A 17,484-nucleotide genomic window follows, 5' to 3' on the forward strand; every position below is an offset into this window, starting at 1 on the left:
CGGCTCCACCGACCCGACCTGATCCGCGCTCATCGGCCCACCCGCCCGGAGGCACCATGGTCGACCCGACCGCCCTGCTCGCCGACCTGACCGACGAGTCCGAGCAGCTCGACACGCTCGTCGCCGCGTTCCACGCCCCGGTCAGCTCGACCACCGCCCCGGGCCGACTGGTCGAGGACGAAGCCGCCGGGTTCCTGGCCCCGCCGCGCGTCGCCGGTGCCCGCCGCGCCGACCGCGAGGGGGCCGCCGCATGACCGGCGTCCTGCGGGTCGGCAACGCCTCCGGCTTCTACGGCGACCGGTTCACCGCCTGGCGGGAGATGCTCGACGGCGGTGAGCTGGACGTGCTGACCGGCGACTACCTGGCCGAGCTGACCATGCTGATCCTCGGTCGGGACCGGCTGCGCGACCCGGGCCTCGGTTACGCGAGGACCTTCCTCCGCCAGCTCGAGGGCTGCCTCGGCACCGCCCTGGACCGGGGCGTGCGGATCGTCACCAACGCGGGCGGCCTGAACCCCGCCGGGCTGGCCACCGCGATCGGCGCGCTCGCCGACCGGCTCGGCCTCAGCGTCCGGGTCGGCCACGTCGAGGGCGACTCCCTGCCCCGGCCGGACGCGCTCACCGCCAACGCCTACCTCGGCGCGTTCGGCATCGCCGCCTGCCTGGACGCGGGAGCCGACGTGGTGGTCGCCGGGCGGGTCACCGACGCCTCGCTGGCGGTCGGGCCGGCCATCGCCCGGTTCGGCTGGCGACCCGACGACCTGGACCGGCTGGCCGGAGCCACCGTCGCCGGGCACCTGATCGAGTGCGGGGCGCAGGTCACCGGCGGCAACTTCAGCTTCTTCACCGAGCTGCCCGACGGCGGGCACCGGCCCGGTTTCCCGATCGCCGAGATCCGTCCCGACGGCTCGTCGGTGCTCACCAAGCACCCCGGCACCGGCGGCGCGGTCACCGTCGAAACGGTCACCGCGCAACTGTTGTACGAGGTGGCCGGCCCCGACTACCTCGGCCCGGACGTGGTGAGCCGGCTGGACACGGTACGGCTGCGGCAGGACGGACCGGACCGGGTCCGGGTGGACGGGGTGCGGGGCACCCCGCCGCCGGCCACCCTCAAGGTGGGCGTCAACAACCTGGGCGGTTTCCGCAACTCGATGACCTTCGTGCTCTGCGGGCTGGACATCCCGGCCAAGGCCGCCCTGGTGCGGGGGCAGGTCGAGGCGGCGGTCGGCGCGGACGGGCTGGAGTTCACCCTGGCCCGTACCGACCGTCCCGACGCGGCCGACACCGAGACGGCGAGCGCGCTGCTGCACGTACACCTGCGCGACGGTGACCGGGCGCGGGCCGGGCGGGCGTTCTCGGCGGCGGCGGTGGAGCTGGCCCTGGCCTCCTACCCGGGCTGCACGCTGACCACCCTGCCCGGTGACGCCACCCCCTACGGCGTGTTCACCGCCGACGCCGTGCCGCAGGCCGACGTGCCCCACGTGGCAGTCCTGCCGGACGGCACCCGGCTGCCGGTCCCCCCGCCGTCGCGCACCGGGGCACCGGCCACAGAACGCACCCCGGCTCCGCCGCAGCCCACGCGGGCGGCACCGGCACGGGCGGTCGGGCCGACCCGGCGGGGGCCGCTGGGCGAGCTGGTCGGGGCGCGGTCGGGCGACAAGGGCGGCGACGCCAACCTCGGCGTCTGGGCGCGCAGCGACGCCACCTGGGGGTGGCTGCGGGAGTGGCTGACCGTCGACCGGCTGGCCGAACTGCTGCCGGAGACGGCCGCGTCGACCGTCGAACGGTACGAGCTGCCGAACCTGCGGGCGGTCAACTTCGTCATCCGGGGCCTGCTCGGGCAGGGGGTGGCCGCCTCCACCCGGTTCGACCCGCAGGCCAAGGCGCTCGGCGAACTGCTCCGTTCCCGCGTCGTCGACCTGCCCGCCGCCCTCACCCCCGGCCCGCCCACAGCCGGGGAGGCGAACCGGTGACCATCGTGGACACGCCCGAGCGGCGGCAGTTGCGGGAGCTGACCCGGGCCTTCGTGACCCGGGAGGTGCTGCCGCACCTGGCCGACTGGGAGCGGGCCGGCGAGGTCCCCCGGGCGCTGCACGCCACCGCCGCGAAGATCGGCCTGCTCGGCGTCGGCTTCCCCGAGTCGGTCGGCGGCAGCGGCGGCGACCTGCTCGACGCGATCGTGGTCACCGAGGAGATCATCCGGTCCGGTGGCTCGTCCGGGCTGGTCGCCGCCCTGTTCACGCACGGCATCGCGCTGCCGCACATCGTCGCGGCGGCCGGGGCGCGCACCGGCGGGACGCTCGGCGGCCGGCTCGCCGCCCGCCCGTCCGCCGCCGACGATCCCCTGGTCACCCGGTACGTCCGGCCGACGCTGGCGGGCGAGCTGATCGGCGCGCTGGCGATCACCGAACCGGACGGCGGCTCCGACGTCGCCTCGATCCGCACCACCGCCCGCCGCGACGGCGACCACTACCTGGTCAACGGGTCCAAGACGTACGTCACCAGCGGGGTACGCGCCGACTTCGTCACCACGGCGGTCTGCGGTGACTTCCCGGGCAGCGGATCGCTGCACCTGCTGGTGGTCGACAAGGGCACCCCCGGGTTCACCGTCGACCGGAGGCTGGACAAGCTCGGCTGGCACTGCTCGGACACCGCCGAGCTGTCCTTCGTCGACGTCCGGGTGCCGGTGACCAACCGGATCGGCGAGGAGGACACCGGCTTCCTGGCGATCATGCAGAACTTCGCCACCGAGCGGCTCTCCCTGGCCACCCAGGCGTACGCGACCGCGCAGCGCTGCGTGGAGCTTACGACCCGCTGGTGCCGGGACCGGTCCACCTTCGGCCGTCCGCTGGTCAGCCGGCAACTGGTCCGGCACCGGCTGGCCGAGATGCACACCCGCGCCGAGGCGGCCCGCGCGTACGTGCACCAGGTGGCAGCCCGGGTGGCGGCCGGCGAGCCGGTGGTGACCGAGGTGGCGATGGCGAAGAACGTCGCGGTGGCCGCCTGCGACCAGGTGGTGGACCAGGCGCTGCAACTGCACGGCGGGTTCGGCTACCTGCGTGACGCCGAGGTCGAGCGGCACTACCGGGACGCCCGGATCCTCGGCATCGGCGGCGGCACCACCGAGATCATGAACGAGATCATCGCGAAAGGTCTGGGCCTGTGAGCGCGAGGAGTGAGCCGGGTTTGCGAGCCCCGCAGTCGCGAACGAACGGGGGGATTCCGTGACGACGCTGGAGAGTGCGGTCGATCCGGCCGCGCCGGCCTTCGTGGCCAACCGGGACGCGCTGCGGGAACGTCTCGCCGAGTTGGACGCCGCGCTCGACCAGGCCCGGGCCGGCGGCGGGGAGAAGTACGTGGCCCGGCACCACGGGCGCGGCAAGCTACTGCCTCGGGAGCGGATCGAGCTGCTGCTGGACCGGGACAGCCCGTTCCTGGAGTTGTCGCCGGTCGCCGGGTACGGCACCGACTTCCCGGTCGGGGCGAGCGTGGTCACCGGCATCGGCGTGGTCGAGGGCGTGGAGTGCCTGGTCGTCGCCAACGATCCGACGGTACGCGGCGGCGCGGTGAACCCGTGGTCGCTGGCGAAGACCCGACGGGCCGGTGAGATCGCCCTGGCGAACCGGCTGCCGATGGTCAACCTGGTGGAGAGCGCCGGTGCGGACCTGCCCACCCAGGCGGAGATCTTCATTCCGGGCGGCCGGGTGTTCCGCGACCTGACCCGGCTCTCCGCCGCCGGGATCCCCACGGTCAGCGTGGTCTTCGGCAACGCCACCGCCGGTGGGGCGTACGTGCCGGGGATGTCCGACCACGTGATCATGATCCGGGACCGGTCACAGGTCTACCTCGCCGGGCCGCCGCTGGTGCGGATGGCCACCGGCGAGGTCACCGACGACGAGTCGCTGGGCGGCGCGGCGATGCACGCCGGCACGTCCGGCCTCGCCGACCACCTCGCCGAGGACGAGCGGGACGGCATCCGGCTGGCCCGGCGGTGCGTCCGCCGGTTCAACTGGCGCAAGCAGGGTCCACCGCCGCGCGACCCGGCCCCCCGCCCGCCGAGACACGACCCGGAGGAGCTGCTCGGCATCGTCAGCGCCGACCTGAAGGTGCCGTTCGACCCGCGTGAGGTGCTGGCCCGGGTGCTCGACGGCAGCGAGTTCGACGAGTTCAAGCCGGCGTACGGCACCGCCCTGGTCACCGGCTGGGGCGAGCTGCACGGCTACCCGGTCGGCGTGCTGGCGAACGCCCGGGGGGTGCTGTTCAGCGCGGAGGCGCAGAAGGCGGCCCAGTTCATCCAGCTCGCCAACGCCACCGACACCCCGCTGGTCTTCCTCCAGAACACCACCGGCTACATGGTCGGCACCGAGTACGAGCAGCGCGGCATCATCAAGCACGGCGCCCTGATGATCAACGCGGTGGCGAACTCGACGGTGCCGCACCTGACGGTCAACCTGGGCGCCTCGTACGGGGCCGGCAACTACGGCATGTGCGGCCGGGCGTACGAGCCGAGGTTCCTGTTCACCTGGCCGAACGCGAAGTCGGCGGTGATGGGGCCGGCGCAGTTGGCCGGGGTGCTGTCGATCGTCGCCCGGCAGGCCGCCGCCGCCCGGGGCCGGGACTACGACGAGGACTCCGACGCGGCGATGCGGATGATGGTCGAGCAGCAGATCGAGTCGCAGTCCGGGGCGCTGTTCCTCTCCGGCCGGCTCTACGACGACGGGGTGATCGACCCGCGGGACACCCGTACCGTCCTCGGGCTCTGCCTGTCGGCGATCCACAACGCACCGGTGAAGGGCGCCGACAGCTTCGGCGTCTTCCGGATGTAGGGGGCACGGGTGATTCGGAAACTGCTGGTGGCCAACCGGGGGGAGATCGCCCGGCGGGTCTTCGCCACCTGCCGGGCGCTGGGTGTGGCGACGGTCGCCGTGCACTCCGACGCCGACGCGGACGCGCCGTACGTGGCCGAGGCCGACGAGGCGGTCCGCCTGCCGGGGAACACGCCGGTCGAGACGTACCTGCGGATCGAGCTGATCCTGGACGCGGCCCGCCGCACGGGCGCGGACGCGGTCCACCCGGGCTACGGCTTCCTCGCCGAGGATGCCGGGTTCGCGGCGGCGGTGGTCGACGCCGGCCTGACCTGGGTCGGCCCGCCCGCCGGGGCGATCGCGGCGATGGGCGACAAGATCGCCGCGAAGGAACTGCTGGCCGGGGCGGGGGTGCCGATGCTGCCCTCCTGGACCGACGACGACGAGATCACCGACTTTCCGGTGCTGGTCAAGGCGTCCGCCGGGGGCGGCGGGCGGGGGATGCGCGTCGTCCGTGACCCCGCCGACCTGCTGGCGGCCGTGGAGTCCGCGCGCCGCGAGGCCGCCGCCGCGTTCGGCGACGGCACGGTCTTCGTCGAGCGGTACGTCGAGCGCGGCCGGCACGTCGAGGTGCAGATCTTCGGCGACACCGCCGGTACGGTCGTGGCGCTCGGTGAGCGGGACTGCTCGATCCAGCGGCGGCACCAGAAGCTCGTCGAGGAGGCCCCGGCGGTGCTGCCCGACGGGGTCCGGGAGCGGCTGCACGCGGCGGCGGTGGCCGCCGGGCGGGCGGTCGGCTACGTCGGGGCGGGGACGGTGGAGTTCCTGCTCGCCCCGACGGGCGAGTTCTTCTTCCTGGAGATGAACACCCGGCTCCAGGTGGAGCACCCGGTCACCGAGGCGGTCACCGGGCTGGACCTGGTACGGCTGCAACTGCTGGTCGCCGAGGGTGGCGCCCTGCCGGTGCCGGCGACCCCGCCCACCGACGGTCACGCCATCGAGGTGCGGCTCTGCGCGGAGGACCCGGCGCAGGGGTTCCGCCCGGCCACCGGCACCCTGCACCGGTTCGCGGTCCCCGGGGTGGCCGGCGAGTTCGCCCCGACCCGGGGCCTGCGGCTCGACTCGGGGGTGTGCACCGGTTCGACGGTGGGCGTGCACTACGACTCGATGCTGGCCAAGCTGGTGGCCTGGGCGCCGACCCGGGCGGAGGCGGCCCGGCTGCTCGCCGGGGCGCTGGCCCGCGCCGAGCTGCACGGGGTGGCCACCAACCGGGACCTGCTGGTCCGGGTGCTGCGCAGTCCCGAGTTCGGCGCGGCGCAGGCCGACACCGGCTTCCTGGCCGCGCACCCCGAGGTCTTCGCGCCGCTGCTGCCGCCCGACCGCCTCCCGGTCGCCGCGCTGGCCGCCGCGCTGGCCGGGGCCGCCGCGCGACGGGCCGAGGCCCGGGTGCTCGCCGGCCTCCCGTCGGGCTGGCGCAACGTGCCGGCCGTCCCCCAGGTCGTCCGGTACGCCACCACGACCGGGGACGGGATCGAGGTGCGCTACCGGCTGGACCGCTCCGGCGCGCTCGCCGACTGGTCCACCGACCCGACGGTCACCGAGCCCGGCCGGACCGTCGCCGAGCCCGACCGGACGTCCCCCGACGGCACGGGTGCCGCACCGGACGACCCGTCCACCACGGGACCGGGGCCGGTGGTGGCGCTGGTGACGGCCGCACCGGACCGGGTGCTGCTCGACGTGGCCGGGGTGCGGCAGGCGTTCCGCGTACACCGGGCGGGGTCGGTGGTCTTCGTGGACGGCCCGGACGGCGCGACGGAGCTGACCGCGCTGCCCCGCTTCCCGCTGCACCGCGCGGCGCTGGCGGTCGGGTCGCTGCTCGCGCCGCTGCCCGGCACGGTGGCCCGGGTGCACGTCGGGGTCGGTCAGCGGGTCGCCGCCGGTGACCTGCTGCTGACCCTGGAGGCGATGAAGTTGGAACACCCCGTGCTCGCCCCGACCGACGGCGTGGTCGCCGACCTGCCGGTGCCCGCCGGTGGGCAGGTCGAGACCGGCGCGGTGCTGGCCGTGGTCGACCCCGAGGAGGCACCCCGATGAACTTCGACCTCACCCCGGAGCAGGACCAGCTCCGGGATGCCGTCCGCGCGCTGGGCCGCCGGTACGGCCACTCCTACTTCGTCGAGAAGGCGAAATCCGGCGGGCACACCACCGAGCTGTGGGACGAGGCCGGTCGGCTCGGCTACCTGGGCGTCAACGTCCCCACCGAGTACGGCGGCGGCGGTGGCGGCCTGACCGAGCTGGCCATCGTCTGCGAGGAGCTGGCCGCCGCCGGCTGCCCGCTGCTGCTGCTGGTGGTGTCGCCGGCCATCGCCGCCACCGTGATCAACCGGCACGGCACCGAGGAGCAGCGCAAGCGCTTCCTGCCCGGGTTCGCCGACGGCTCGCTGAAGGTGGTCTTCGCGATCACCGAGCCGGACGCCGGGTCGAACTTCCACCGGCTCGGCACGGTGGCCCGCCGCGACGGCGACGACTGGCTGCTCTCCGGCCGCAAGTGCTACATCTCCGGCGTGGACGAGGCGCAGTACGTGCTGGTGGTCGCCCGGACCGAGGACGCGGCGACCGGGAAGCTGAAGCCGGCGCTGTTCCTGGTGCCGACCGATGCGGCCGGGTTGACCCGGTCCCGGCTGGACATGGAGATCGTCTCCCCGGAGAACCAGTTCCTGCTCTACCTGGACGACGTCCGGCTGCCCGCCGACGCGCTGGTCGGCGGGTCGCTGGACGCCGGCCTGCCGGCGCTGTTCGCCGGGCTGAACCCGGAGCGGATCACGGTCGCCGCGATGGGTGTCGGCACCGGCCGGTACGCCATCGAGCGGGCCACCGACTACACCGCCACCCGCAAGGTCTGGGGTGGCCGGAGCATCGGCGCGCACCAGGGGGTGTCCCATCCGTTGGCGCACGCGGCGGTGCAGGTGGAGCTGGCCCGGCTCATGATCGCTAAGGCGGCCACCCTCTACGACGCGGGCCGCGACCTGGAGGCCGGGGTCGCCGGCAACATGGCCAAGTACGCCGCCGGGGAGGCCGCCGCGCTGGCCGTGGACACCGCCGTGCAGGCCCTCGGCGGGGCCGGCATGACCACCGAGTACGGCGTGGCGACGCTGCTCGGCGCGGTGCGGGCCGGTCGGATCGCCCCGGTCAGCCGGGAGATGATCCTCAACTTCGTCGCCCAGCACGTACTCGGTCAGGAGAAGTCCTACTGACCTGGGGGTCAGTTCACCGCGCGGCAGGCCGCGTCGGTGCGGTGTACCGGCCGCACCCGCCGACCCAGCCCCTCCAGCAGCGAGTCCTCGACGTGGTAGTCCCGGATCCGCAGCCGGTGCCGGGGCAGCTCCTCCTCGCTGGGGCAGAGCACCTGGGCGCGGACGTCGTCCACCGGCACGTAGCGGACGCCGCCCCGCTCCTGGAGCAGCACCATGTTGACGTCGTCCACGGTGACCACGTGCCCCCGGACGTCCTCGGTGACACCGGGGCTCGACTCCACGGTGGTCACGGTGAGCGGCAGCACCGGCGTGGTGATCACCGGCAGCGCCGCCCAGACCAGCATGGCCAGCACCGCCGCCTCGGTGACCGAGGCGAGCGGCCGGATCACCGCCCCGGGAAGCGGGCCGGTCACCGTGAGCGCGAGCAGCGGCGGGATGACGAGCAGCGTCAGGGCGAGCAGTTCCCGTTGCTGCCACGCGTCGACCAGGGTGGGGGCGAGCAGCCAGCCGTAGCCGGCGAGCAGCGCCACCACGATCAGCACCCGGGGCAGCAGGTGCTCGTGCAGTCGCGCCGGGGTGAGCTGGAAGGCGGCCACGAACGCCGGCAGCAGCAGGGGCAGGTAGAGCAGCTGCCAGGTGACCAGGGCGGTGAGGAAGCTGGCCAGCACGAACCAGGCCGGGGTGAGGTCCGCCCAGCGGACGAAGAGCGGGCGACGCACGGTGGGCGGCATCCGTTCGACGCTGACCCGCAGCACCGCGCCGAGTGCGAAGACCGCGACCAGGCCGGTGGAGAGCAGCCGGGCGGCGGTGGTGAGGAAGCCGGCCAGCAGGTTCACCGGCCCGACGTTCGCCACCAGCAGCAGCGTGGTCTGGAGTTCACCGCCCGCCTCGACGCCGAGGCGCAGCACGGAGAAGATGGCGGGCACCCCCACCACCGCCGTCCAGAACGACTGGCTGGCCCGCGCCCGCCGCTCCACCGCCGGATCCCAGCCGTCACGCACCGCGACGGTGGTGCCACCCAGCTCCTGCGGTACGGCCGGGGCGGTCACCGGGTCGGCGCCTTGTCGTCGAAGTCGACCAGCTCCGGCACCTTGAGCGGCTGCGGCTGGGCCTTCTCCGCCTTCAGCCACGGGCCCAGGGTCCGGTTGTAGGCGGTGAGCCACGGGCTGCTGATCCCGCTGCGCCCCTGCAGGTAGCTCTTCTGGAGGGCGAAGGCCACCAGGTCGCGCAGGGCGGGGTCACCGATCGGCACGCCGATGCCGAGCAGTTCACTGGTGCCGAAGGGCATGTCGACGATCTCGAACTCGGTCGGGTAGAGGGAGAGGAAACCGGCGAGGATCGTCTCGTCGGAGCTGACCGCGTCGTAGCGGCCCTCCCGGATGCCCTTGACGCAGTCGCCGACCTCCTTGACCACCAGGGCTTTCACGTCGTGCTTGGCCAGCTCGGCCTCGGTGGTGGAGCCACCGCTGGTGCAGACCTTGTACGCCGGCTCACGGAGGTCCTCGATGGTGCGGATCTTGTCCTTGAGCCGGGTCGGCACCATCACCTCCTGGGTGGTGACGAAGTACGGCCCGGCGAAGCTGACCAGCTTCTCCCGCTCCTCGGTGATCGAGAAGCTGGAGACCACCAGGTCGACCACGCCACCCTGGAGGGCGGGGATCCGGTCCTCGGTGGTCACCGAGACCCACTCGATGCGCTGGTCGCCCTCGTAGCCGAGGTAGGAGGCGACGTAGCGGGCGATCTCCACGTCGAAGCCGACGTGTGCGCCGTTGCGCAGCTCGCCCATCAGCGGCTCGGTGGTGGCCACCCCGATCTTGATCTTCGACTGACCGTCGATGTGCGACTCCCGCAGCTTGTCGCGCACCGAGGGCAGGGACGGCTCGCGGCGGTTGTCGCAGCCCGCGGCGGCGGCCAGGGTGAGGGTCAGCGCCACCGCCAGGGTGGTGGCGACCGATCGGACCCGGTGGCGGGCGGACGTGTCGTTCATCGGCGCACCTCGCTGACGGACAGCCTGGGGGACACCGAGAGTAGCCGCTCGTATCCATCCCCGCCCCGCCGCCCGGCCGGCCGGTGTCGCCACCCCGACGGCGTCACTGTCAGCAGAACGGTCAACCACACCGAGCCGTACGGATTGACAGCGCGCCCATCCGGGCCATGCTTGTCGGGTGAGGCGAATCCTGAGACCGGGCGCGCGGACCGTGGCGACGGTCGGCGCGCTGGCGACCGGTGTGGTGCTGGTGGTGCTGGCCTTCCGGCATCCGGCCGGCATCCTGACGGTGGGGCTGGCCCTGCTCGGTGTCGTGTTCGCGACAGTGACCGGCACCGCGCTGGCCGCGCTGCGCGAGCGCAACCCCGGGGAGGCACCGGTCGCCGTGCCCGTCCCCGGTCAACTGGCGGCGGGTTCGTTCCTCGACGCGGACACCCTGGACGCGCTCGACACCGCCGCGGTGCTCAGCCGGCTGAATCGGATGCGCGAGGTCAGCGACCAGTCAGTGTCGGTGCGCGAGGTCAGCGACCAGTGAGGGTCGGTGCGACCAGCGCGTCCACCCCCCGCCCGGCGAGGCAGCGGTAGGTCCGGTCGAGATCCTGCTCGGCGGGCGGCAACACCTCCAGCCGCCAGCCGTTGGTGTAGTCGATCCCGCTGGTCAGCCGAAACGTCCGCGCGTTGCACACCGCCCGGACCGTCGGGTCGGCGCTGATCACGGCGTGCCCGGCTCCGGCCAGCGCGGCCGGTAGCTGCCCCTCGACGTACGTCTCCCAGGTGTGCCGCCCCTCGCAGGACAGCTGCGGAGCCTCCGCCCGGTCGGCACGCAGCCGCACCGGGCCGAAACACTCCAGCACCGGGGCGCACCGGGCACCCGGCGGCAGGGTCGCGGCCGTGCCGTCGGCCGCGCAGCCGGGCAGGGTTCCCCAGCGGGCGGCCGGGCTGGACGAGCCGACCGTCGTCGGGGAGGCGGTGGGCCCGGCCACCGGCGGCGCACCACCGGCGACCCAGGCCCCGGCGCTCGCCGAGGCGGCCAGCGCGAGCACCCCGGCCCCGCCGAAGAACCAGCGCCGCCGCCGACGTTCGCCGTGCGCCACCGTCGGCTGGTCGTCCTGGGCGGGTGGGCGCGGTGCGGGCTGGCCGGTCGTCCGCCCGGGTTGGCCGGTGGTCCATCCGGGATGGCCGGTGGTCCACCCGGGGGAGTACGGCCCACCGCCGCCCGACGGCCCGCCGGAGACCGGCGCACCGCTGACCGGGGCGGGGGCCGGGTCGAGGGGCAGCGCGGTGAGCAGGTCGCGCAGTTCGAGCGCGGAGGGGCGGGCGTCGGGGTCGTTGGACATCCCGGCGCGGAGCACGTCGACGAGTTCGTTCGACACCCCGGGCAGGTCGGGGATCGGCTGGTGGAACATCTCCAGCACGGTGACCAGGCTCGGGTTGCGCTCGGTCTGCCAGCGCGGGGGGCGGCCGGTCATCACCGCGTAGAGGGTGGCGCAGAGGGCGTACACGTCGACGGCCGGCGACGGCGGGCTGTGGTTGAACATCTCCGGCGGCGCGTAGGCCGGGGTGAGCACCTCCAGGGTGACCGAGGCGTCCCGCGCCTCGGCCAGCACCGCCAGCCCGAAGTCGGCCAGCACCGCCGAGTTGAAGTGCGAGTGGAGGATGTTGGCCGGCTTGACGTCGCGGTGCAGCACCCCGGCCGCGTGCGAGTGGGCCAACGCATCCGCGATCTTGATGCCGAGGTCGCGGGTCTCGGAGGCGTCGAGCGGCGAGGTCCGCATCCGTTCGGCGTACGACCCGTCGCAGAGTTCCATGATCAGGTACGGGTGCCGGTCGACGGTCACCCCGACGTCGAAGAGGTCCACCACGTGCGGGTGCGACGACATCCGACCGGCCGCCCGTGCCTCCCGCAGGAACCGGGCCTGGTCACGCTCGTTGTCCAGGGTGCGGTTCTCCACCTTGACGGCGACCTCCCGACCCACGGAGATCTGGGTGGCCCGGTAGACGGTGGCGTACCCGCCACGGGCAAAGACCTGCAAGTCGGTCAGACCGGGCACAATGGGCAGCCTGGCGGCGCCGGGCGGGGTCTCGGTCACGGCTCGAAAATACCTGTTCCGCCGGGCCGCTCAGCGGTCCGTACCGGCGGGAGCGGCCGGGCCGGCAGCGGCCGACCCGATCTCCGCATCCTCGGAAACGTCGCTGACCTGGCCTTTCGTCGACCCCGCCGGAGAGGTGGGAGCGCTACCGTGCCCATCGGCGACGACGGTCACCGATCGACGGGCGTCCCACCGCAGGCCGAGCGCGGTCGCCAGCGCGCCCGCCCCCTCCCAGAGCGCCACCCCGATGAACCGGTCCGGCGCCACGTCGGCCAGCACGGTCAACGTGAAGACGGTGAAGGTGACCAACCGGAAGACCACCGTGAACCGGTAGAACGCCCGCCACTCGGTCGCCACCGCGAGCAGGTAGTAGACCCCCATGTTGAACGAGGCCATCGAGGACGCGGTGAGGAACGTGCCGGTGTAGTCGCCGGCCGCCCGGGTCTGCGGCACCGCGAAGCCGAGCATCCTGAGCTGCGCCTCCGGCCACACCAGGCCGAGCGCGCCGAGCAGCACCGCCAGCACCCCGAAGACCGCGATCGTCCAGCCGGCACCCGAACGCGGCAACCTCATCTGTCCCCCCACCCCGACGGCACGACCGGCACCGAGGGGCGGTCGCGTGAAGTGACACGCTAACCGTCCCCACCGACGGGCACATCACCGGAACCGACAGACCTGCCCTCCGGCCCCGACCGACCGCCCCGACCTGCCCGCACCGGCCCGCGCCCACCCGACGGCCGCCCCGACCACGGTCAGACCCCGGCGGCCAGCCGGTCCCGCAGGGCGTCGGCACTGGCCCGTTCACTGCGCTGCTCGGTCGCGTAGGCCAGCCGCACCGCCTCCTGCGCGCTGGCCAGCGCCTCGACCGGACGACCGGCGACCGCCAGCGCCTCGGCCAGCACGCACGCCCCGATCACCTGACTGCGGACGTCCTCCGCCGGGGCGGCGACCGCCCGCCGCGCCCAGTCCAACGCCTGCTCCGACTGACCGTGGGCGAGCAGCGCGGACGCGTAGCGGGCCAACGTCTGCCGGCGGGAGAAGAGCAGCGTCGCCGTCTTCGCGGCGGTCGTCGCCACCGGGGCGAGCAACCCGACCGCGGTGGCCGGATCCCCGGCGGCGAGCCGGGCGGTGGCCAGCAGCACCCGGGGCGCGGCCTGCGCCGGAGCCTGCGGGTTGTGCGGTTCGACGGCGGTCAGCACCGCGCGGGCGTCCCGCTCGGCGGTCTCGCAGTCGCCCATGTCCAACGCCACGAAGCCCCGCAGCGTGCCGGCCATCCCGGTGAGCAGCGGGTGCGAGGTCCGGCCGGCGTACGCCAGGGCGTCGGTGAACAGGTCGGCGGCGTGCTCCGGCTCGCCCAGCCCGCGCGCCACCACCCCCCGGACGACCAGGGCGAACCCACGCCCCCAGTCGTCGGAGACCGCCGCGAAGTCCCGGTACGCCCGGCGGGCCGCCCGGTCCGCCTCGGCCACCTCGCCCAGCTCGGCCCCGGCGAACGCCTCGACCGCGCGCAACGTGCCCACCGCCCACGCCTCGCCGACCCGTTCCCCGAACGGCAGGAAGATCCCGGCCAGCCGGCAGGCCTCCCCGAGCCGCCCGGCCAACAGCCGGGCGAAGGCCGTGGTGCCGCGCAGCCAGGCCCGCCCGTACGGGTCCTTCAACTCGGCAAAGAGCCGGGCGGCCCGACCGAGCACCGCGTCGGTGCCGGCGAAGTCACCCCGGGTGGTGGTGACCCAGGCGAGGTTCTGCAACGCCCAGGCCTGCCCGCGCAGGTCCTTCGCGGCCAGGCTGATCTGGTAGGAGGCGGCGAGCCGGCTGCTGGCCTGCCCGAGCCGGCCGGCGACGAAGTCGGCCATCCCCAGCCGGCGCATCGCCGAGGCGCGCAGGTTGGTCACCTCACCGGCGGTGGCCACCTGCAACGCCTCCTGCCAGCAGGCCACCGCCCGGCCCTGGTCGCCCAGGGTCTGGTGGGCCTGGCCGGCGAGCAGCAGGGCACTGGCCCGGGTGCCGGCGTCGTCACCGGCGTTGGCGGCGATCTTCTCGGCGAAGGCGAGCGCGTCACCGGCCCGGCCGACCTGGAGCAGGGCGCGGGCGTGCGCCACCCGGTCGGCCGGGGGCATCCCCTCGCGGGCCAGCTCGGCGGCGCGTTCGGCGTACTCGACGGCCAACGCCGGCTCACCGACCTGGAGGGACCGGCGGGCGGCCCGGCCCAGCGCGGCCACCCCCAGCGGGGCGACCGTGCGGGCCGGCGAATCCGGGCGGAGCTTCACCGCGTCGGCGAGGGCGACGGCCCGCTCGACCTGCTCGGCCACGAAGTCGTCCCGGGCCGCGTCGGTGAACCCGCCCGGCGGGGCGACCGACGAACCGGGCGCTCCGGTGGCCCAGCGGGCCAGCGCGGCGTGCCGTTCGGCCAGCTCCGCCTTGCTCACCCCGGTGTAGGCGGCCTCCCGCATCAGCGGGGTGGCGAACGCGAAGCCGCTGCGGGTGCGGTGCAGCATCCGGCGTTGCAGCAGCTCCTCCACGGCCCGTTCCAGCTCGACCGCGGCCACCGCGGCGGGCCGGCCGTCCCGCCCGGCCCGTTGCTCGCGCAACGCCTCCAACGCGCCGGCCGGCACCACGTCACCGACCACGGCGGCATCCCGCAGCGCCGACCGGGCCTCCGGCGGGAGGGCGTCGATCCGGGCGGCCAGTACGGCGGCGAGGTCGCGGGAGAGCAGCCGGCTGCCCAGCGAGCCGGGCACCAGCCGCCAGCCGCCGTCCGGGCCGGCGGTCAGCGCTCCCCGCTCCCGCAGCAGGGTGACCAGTTCGGCCAGGTAGAAGGCGTTGCCCTGGGCGGTGGCGAGCAACCGGTCGGCGTCGGCCTGGGGCAGCCGGCCGCCGTTGAGGTAGCTGGTGAGCAGGCGGGAGGCGTCCGCACCGCGCAGCGGCGGCAGCGGCTGCACCTCGGCGTCGGCGATCCAGGTCAACGCCCCCGCGGTCCGGACCAGCTCGGGGCGGCCCAGCAGCATCACCAGCACCGGCCCGGTGAGCCGGGACAGGGTGGCCCCGAGCGCGTCGATGGTCTCGGCGGTGGCGTCGTGCAGGTCGTCGACGACGATCACCAGCGGCGCCTCGGCGGCCAGGGCACTGAGCAGCCCGGCCACCGCCACCGGCACCGCCTCGGCGTCGGCGGCCGGCGGGGTGGCCCCCCATCCGCCCTGTTCACCCGGGCTGCCGGCGGGCAGTTCGGCGTAGCCGAGCAGGGCCAGCAGCTGGTCGGCGCCGATCGGCGGTGCGTCGGCGGTCAGCCGGCCGAGGCGCTGGCCGAGCCGGCGCAGCCGCTCCTCCACGGCCGGCCGGGTGAGCGCGGTGGAGGTGTCGTTGGGCAGGCCGACGGCGGCCCGGACCAGGTCGGCCAGGGGCGCCAGCCGACGTCGCTCGCCGAAGGCCGCACAGCGGACCGAGAGCACCCGCGCGCCGCTGTGGGCGGCGTACCGGCCCGCGCCGACGTCGTAGCCGGCGGCGAGGCGCTCCACCTCGGCGGCGAACCGGGACTTGCCGATCCCCGCCTCGGCGGTCATCAGCAGCACCCGGGGCTCGCCCCGGTCGATCACCTCGGCGAGCCGGCCGGCGACCCGGCCGATCTCGGTCTCCCGCCCGACGAAGGGCGCCTCGTCACCGAGCCCCGACCGGGTGCCCGGGGCGTCCAGCAGACCCAGCAGCTCGTACGCCTCGACCGGCTCGCGCTTGCCCTTGAGCCGCAGCGGGCGCAGCACCCGCCAGGAGGCGACGTGCCGGGTGGCCGAGGAGGTCCGGGCACCGGCGTAGATCGCGCCGACGGCGGCGGCGTCGGCCAGCCGGGCGGCGGTGTTCACGGTGTCCCCGATGACCGTGTACTCGATGGCGGCCTGGATGCCGGCGATCACGTCCCCGGTGTTCAGCCCGACCCGCAGGCCGAGCGGCGCCCCGCCGCCGCGCTCGTCGTCGAGCACCCGGCGGACCGCCCGCTGCATCGACAGGGCGGCCCGGACGGCCCGCTCGGCGTCGTCCTCGTGGGCCACCGGGGCACCGAAGACCGCCATGATCCCGTCGCCGGTGAGCTTGTCCACGTGCCCGCCGAACGTCTTGACCGCACCGGCGAGCGCGGCGAGCACCCGGTCGGTGACCGCGCCGACCCGCTCCGGGTCGAGGTCCTCCGACCACGAGGTGAACTCGGACAGGTCACCGAAGAGCACGGTGACCACCCGACGCTCGGCGGTCGGCAGGGTGGCGGCGGCCGGCAACGCCGCCCCGCAGTTGTGGCAGAACCGCGCGCCGGGGACGGCGAGCGTGCCGCACACCGGGCAGGTCACGGCTGCTCCACTCCCAGGTACTCCAGTTGGGCGCGGACCGACCACTCGGCGGCCCACCACAGCGACCGGTCGACGTCCGCGTAGACCGTCGCCACCACCTCGGGCGCGGTGCGGGCGCCCGCGGCGACGGCGGCCCGCACCTGGTCGAGCCGGGCCCGGCGGTGGGCCAGGTAGAAGTCGGCCGCCGCACCGCAGTCGGCCAGCGCCGGGCCGTGCCCGGGCAGCGCCGCGATCCCCCGGTACGCCCCGAGCCGCTCCAGGCTGGCCAGGTAGTCGCCGAGGTTGCCGTCGGGGTGGGCGACGACGGTGGTGCCCCGGCCGAGGATGGTGTCCCCGGTCAGCACCACCCGCTCGGTGCCGTACGACACCAGGAAGCAGAGCGAGTCGGCGGTGTGCCCGGGGGTCGGCACCAGGTCGACCGTCAGGCCGGACGCGTCGAGCGGTGCCGCCCCGGTCAGCGGCGCACCGCCGATGGCGTGCGCCGGGTCGGCGGCGCGTACCGGTGCCCCGCCGAGCAGTTCGCTCAGCCGGGGGGCGCCCTCGGTGTGGTCCGGGTGCCCGTGGGTGATCAGCACCAGCCCGACCGGCCCGCACGCCGCGACGGCGGCCAGGTGCGCCTCGTCCGCCGGCCCCGGGTCGACGACGACGGCGTGCTCCGCGCCGGGGGCGCGCAGCAGCCAGGTGTTGGTCCCCTCCAGGGTCATCGGCCCAGGGTTGGGGGCACGCAGCAACGTCACCCAGTCCGGCAGCCGGTCGGCCAGCCCGGCCGGCGGTGCCGTCACATGCCCGGTCATGGCTGCGATCGTACGACCCCGCCCGCCACTCCCCGCGATCTTGCCGAGTCGGTGCATCCGGTTCGTGGTTGTTCGCGGCTTTCCATCGGCCGACCGGCCCGGGGGTCGTGGTGCCCACCGGGCCGGCGGACCAGGGAACGACGCACTGCGGCAACGAGCCGCTCGTTGCCGCACGGCGGCTCGTTACCGCGGGGCGCGGCGGCTCGTTACCGCGCCGCGCGGCGGTG

The 17,484-nt window shown here is 74.9% G+C and carries 12 protein-coding genes and 1 pseudogene; 7 read left to right on the forward strand and 6 right to left on the reverse strand.

Annotated features, from left to right (window positions below):
• The first annotated feature begins 56 nt into the window (after nt 1–56).
• Genes O7625_RS05215 through O7625_RS05240 form a run of 6 tightly spaced genes read left to right on the forward strand, consistent with a single transcriptional unit; the run spans nt 57 to nt 8,058 of the window.
• Nucleotides 57–254: a hypothetical protein gene (locus O7625_RS05215; RefSeq protein WP_282344694.1), complete on the forward strand. Its 198-nt coding sequence runs from the start codon at nt 57–59 to the stop codon at nt 252–254.
• Nucleotides 251–1,972: an acyclic terpene utilization AtuA family protein gene (locus O7625_RS05220; RefSeq protein WP_282344696.1), complete on the forward strand. Its 1,722-nt coding sequence runs from the start codon at nt 251–253 to the stop codon at nt 1,970–1,972. The genes O7625_RS05215 and O7625_RS05220 overlap by 4 nt, the downstream gene beginning before the upstream one ends.
• The gene (locus O7625_RS05225; RefSeq protein WP_282344698.1) at nt 1,969–3,165 is read left to right on the forward strand and encodes an acyl-CoA dehydrogenase family protein; all 1,197 of its coding nucleotides are present in this window, start codon (nt 1,969–1,971) and stop codon (nt 3,163–3,165) included. The genes O7625_RS05220 and O7625_RS05225 overlap by 4 nt, the downstream gene beginning before the upstream one ends.
• A 58-nt stretch (nt 3,166–3,223) precedes the next feature.
• Nucleotides 3,224–4,825, forward strand: a complete 1,602-nt coding sequence (locus tag O7625_RS05230) for a carboxyl transferase domain-containing protein (RefSeq protein WP_282344700.1) — start codon at nt 3,224–3,226, stop codon at nt 4,823–4,825.
• A gap of 9 nt (nt 4,826–4,834) precedes the next feature.
• On the forward strand, nt 4,835–6,898 hold the full coding sequence (locus O7625_RS05235; RefSeq protein WP_282344702.1) for a biotin carboxylase N-terminal domain-containing protein: 2,064 nt from the start codon (nt 4,835–4,837) through the stop codon (nt 6,896–6,898).
• Nucleotides 6,895–8,058, forward strand: a complete 1,164-nt coding sequence (locus O7625_RS05240; protein ID WP_282344704.1) for an acyl-CoA dehydrogenase — start codon at nt 6,895–6,897, stop codon at nt 8,056–8,058. The genes O7625_RS05235 and O7625_RS05240 overlap by 4 nt, the downstream gene beginning before the upstream one ends.
• An 8-nt stretch (nt 8,059–8,066) precedes the next feature.
• Here O7625_RS05240 and O7625_RS05245 read toward each other — a convergent pair whose 3' ends face one another.
• Both O7625_RS05245 and O7625_RS05250 read right to left on the reverse strand, forming a co-directional pair.
• Nucleotides 8,067–9,107 (reverse strand): hypothetical protein, encoded by a 1,041-nt coding sequence (locus tag O7625_RS05245; RefSeq protein ID WP_282344706.1) that lies wholly within the window; start codon nt 9,105–9,107, stop codon nt 8,067–8,069.
• Nucleotides 9,104–10,045 (reverse strand): transporter substrate-binding domain-containing protein, encoded by a 942-nt coding sequence (locus tag O7625_RS05250; protein WP_282344707.1) that lies wholly within the window; start codon nt 10,043–10,045, stop codon nt 9,104–9,106. The genes O7625_RS05245 and O7625_RS05250 overlap by 4 nt, the downstream gene beginning before the upstream one ends.
• A gap of 178 nt (nt 10,046–10,223) precedes the next feature.
• Between O7625_RS05250 and O7625_RS05255 the strand changes: the two genes are divergently transcribed.
• Nucleotides 10,224–10,580 (forward strand): hypothetical protein, encoded by a 357-nt coding sequence (locus tag O7625_RS05255; RefSeq protein WP_282344709.1) that lies wholly within the window; start codon nt 10,224–10,226, stop codon nt 10,578–10,580.
• Here the strand turns inward: O7625_RS05255 and O7625_RS05260 are convergent.
• The 4 genes and pseudogenes from O7625_RS05260 to O7625_RS05275 all read right to left on the reverse strand — a co-directional run bounded on the left by O7625_RS05260 (nt 10,567) and on the right by O7625_RS05275 (nt 17,257).
• Nucleotides 10,567–12,135: a serine/threonine-protein kinase gene (locus tag O7625_RS05260; protein WP_282344711.1), complete on the reverse strand. Its 1,569-nt coding sequence runs from the start codon at nt 12,133–12,135 to the stop codon at nt 10,567–10,569. The genes O7625_RS05255 and O7625_RS05260 overlap by 14 nt on opposite strands.
• Before the next feature lie 174 nt (nt 12,136–12,309).
• Nucleotides 12,310–12,708, reverse strand: a pseudogene (locus O7625_RS05265) (hypothetical protein); the annotation flags it as partial.
• A 179-nt stretch (nt 12,709–12,887) separates the two neighbouring features.
• Nucleotides 12,888–16,463, reverse strand: coding sequence for an adenylate/guanylate cyclase domain-containing protein (locus O7625_RS05270; RefSeq protein WP_282344716.1), 3,576 nt, complete (start codon nt 16,461–16,463; stop codon nt 12,888–12,890).
• Nucleotides 16,460–17,257: an MBL fold metallo-hydrolase gene (locus O7625_RS05275; RefSeq protein ID WP_282344718.1), complete on the reverse strand. Its 798-nt coding sequence runs from the start codon at nt 17,255–17,257 to the stop codon at nt 16,460–16,462. The genes O7625_RS05270 and O7625_RS05275 overlap by 4 nt, the downstream gene beginning before the upstream one ends.
• Nucleotides 17,258–17,484: the final 227 nt, after the last annotated feature.

The organism is Micromonospora sp. WMMD714 (assembly GCF_029581315.1).
Lineage (GTDB): Bacteria > Actinomycetota > Actinomycetes > Mycobacteriales > Micromonosporaceae > Micromonospora > Micromonospora rifamycinica.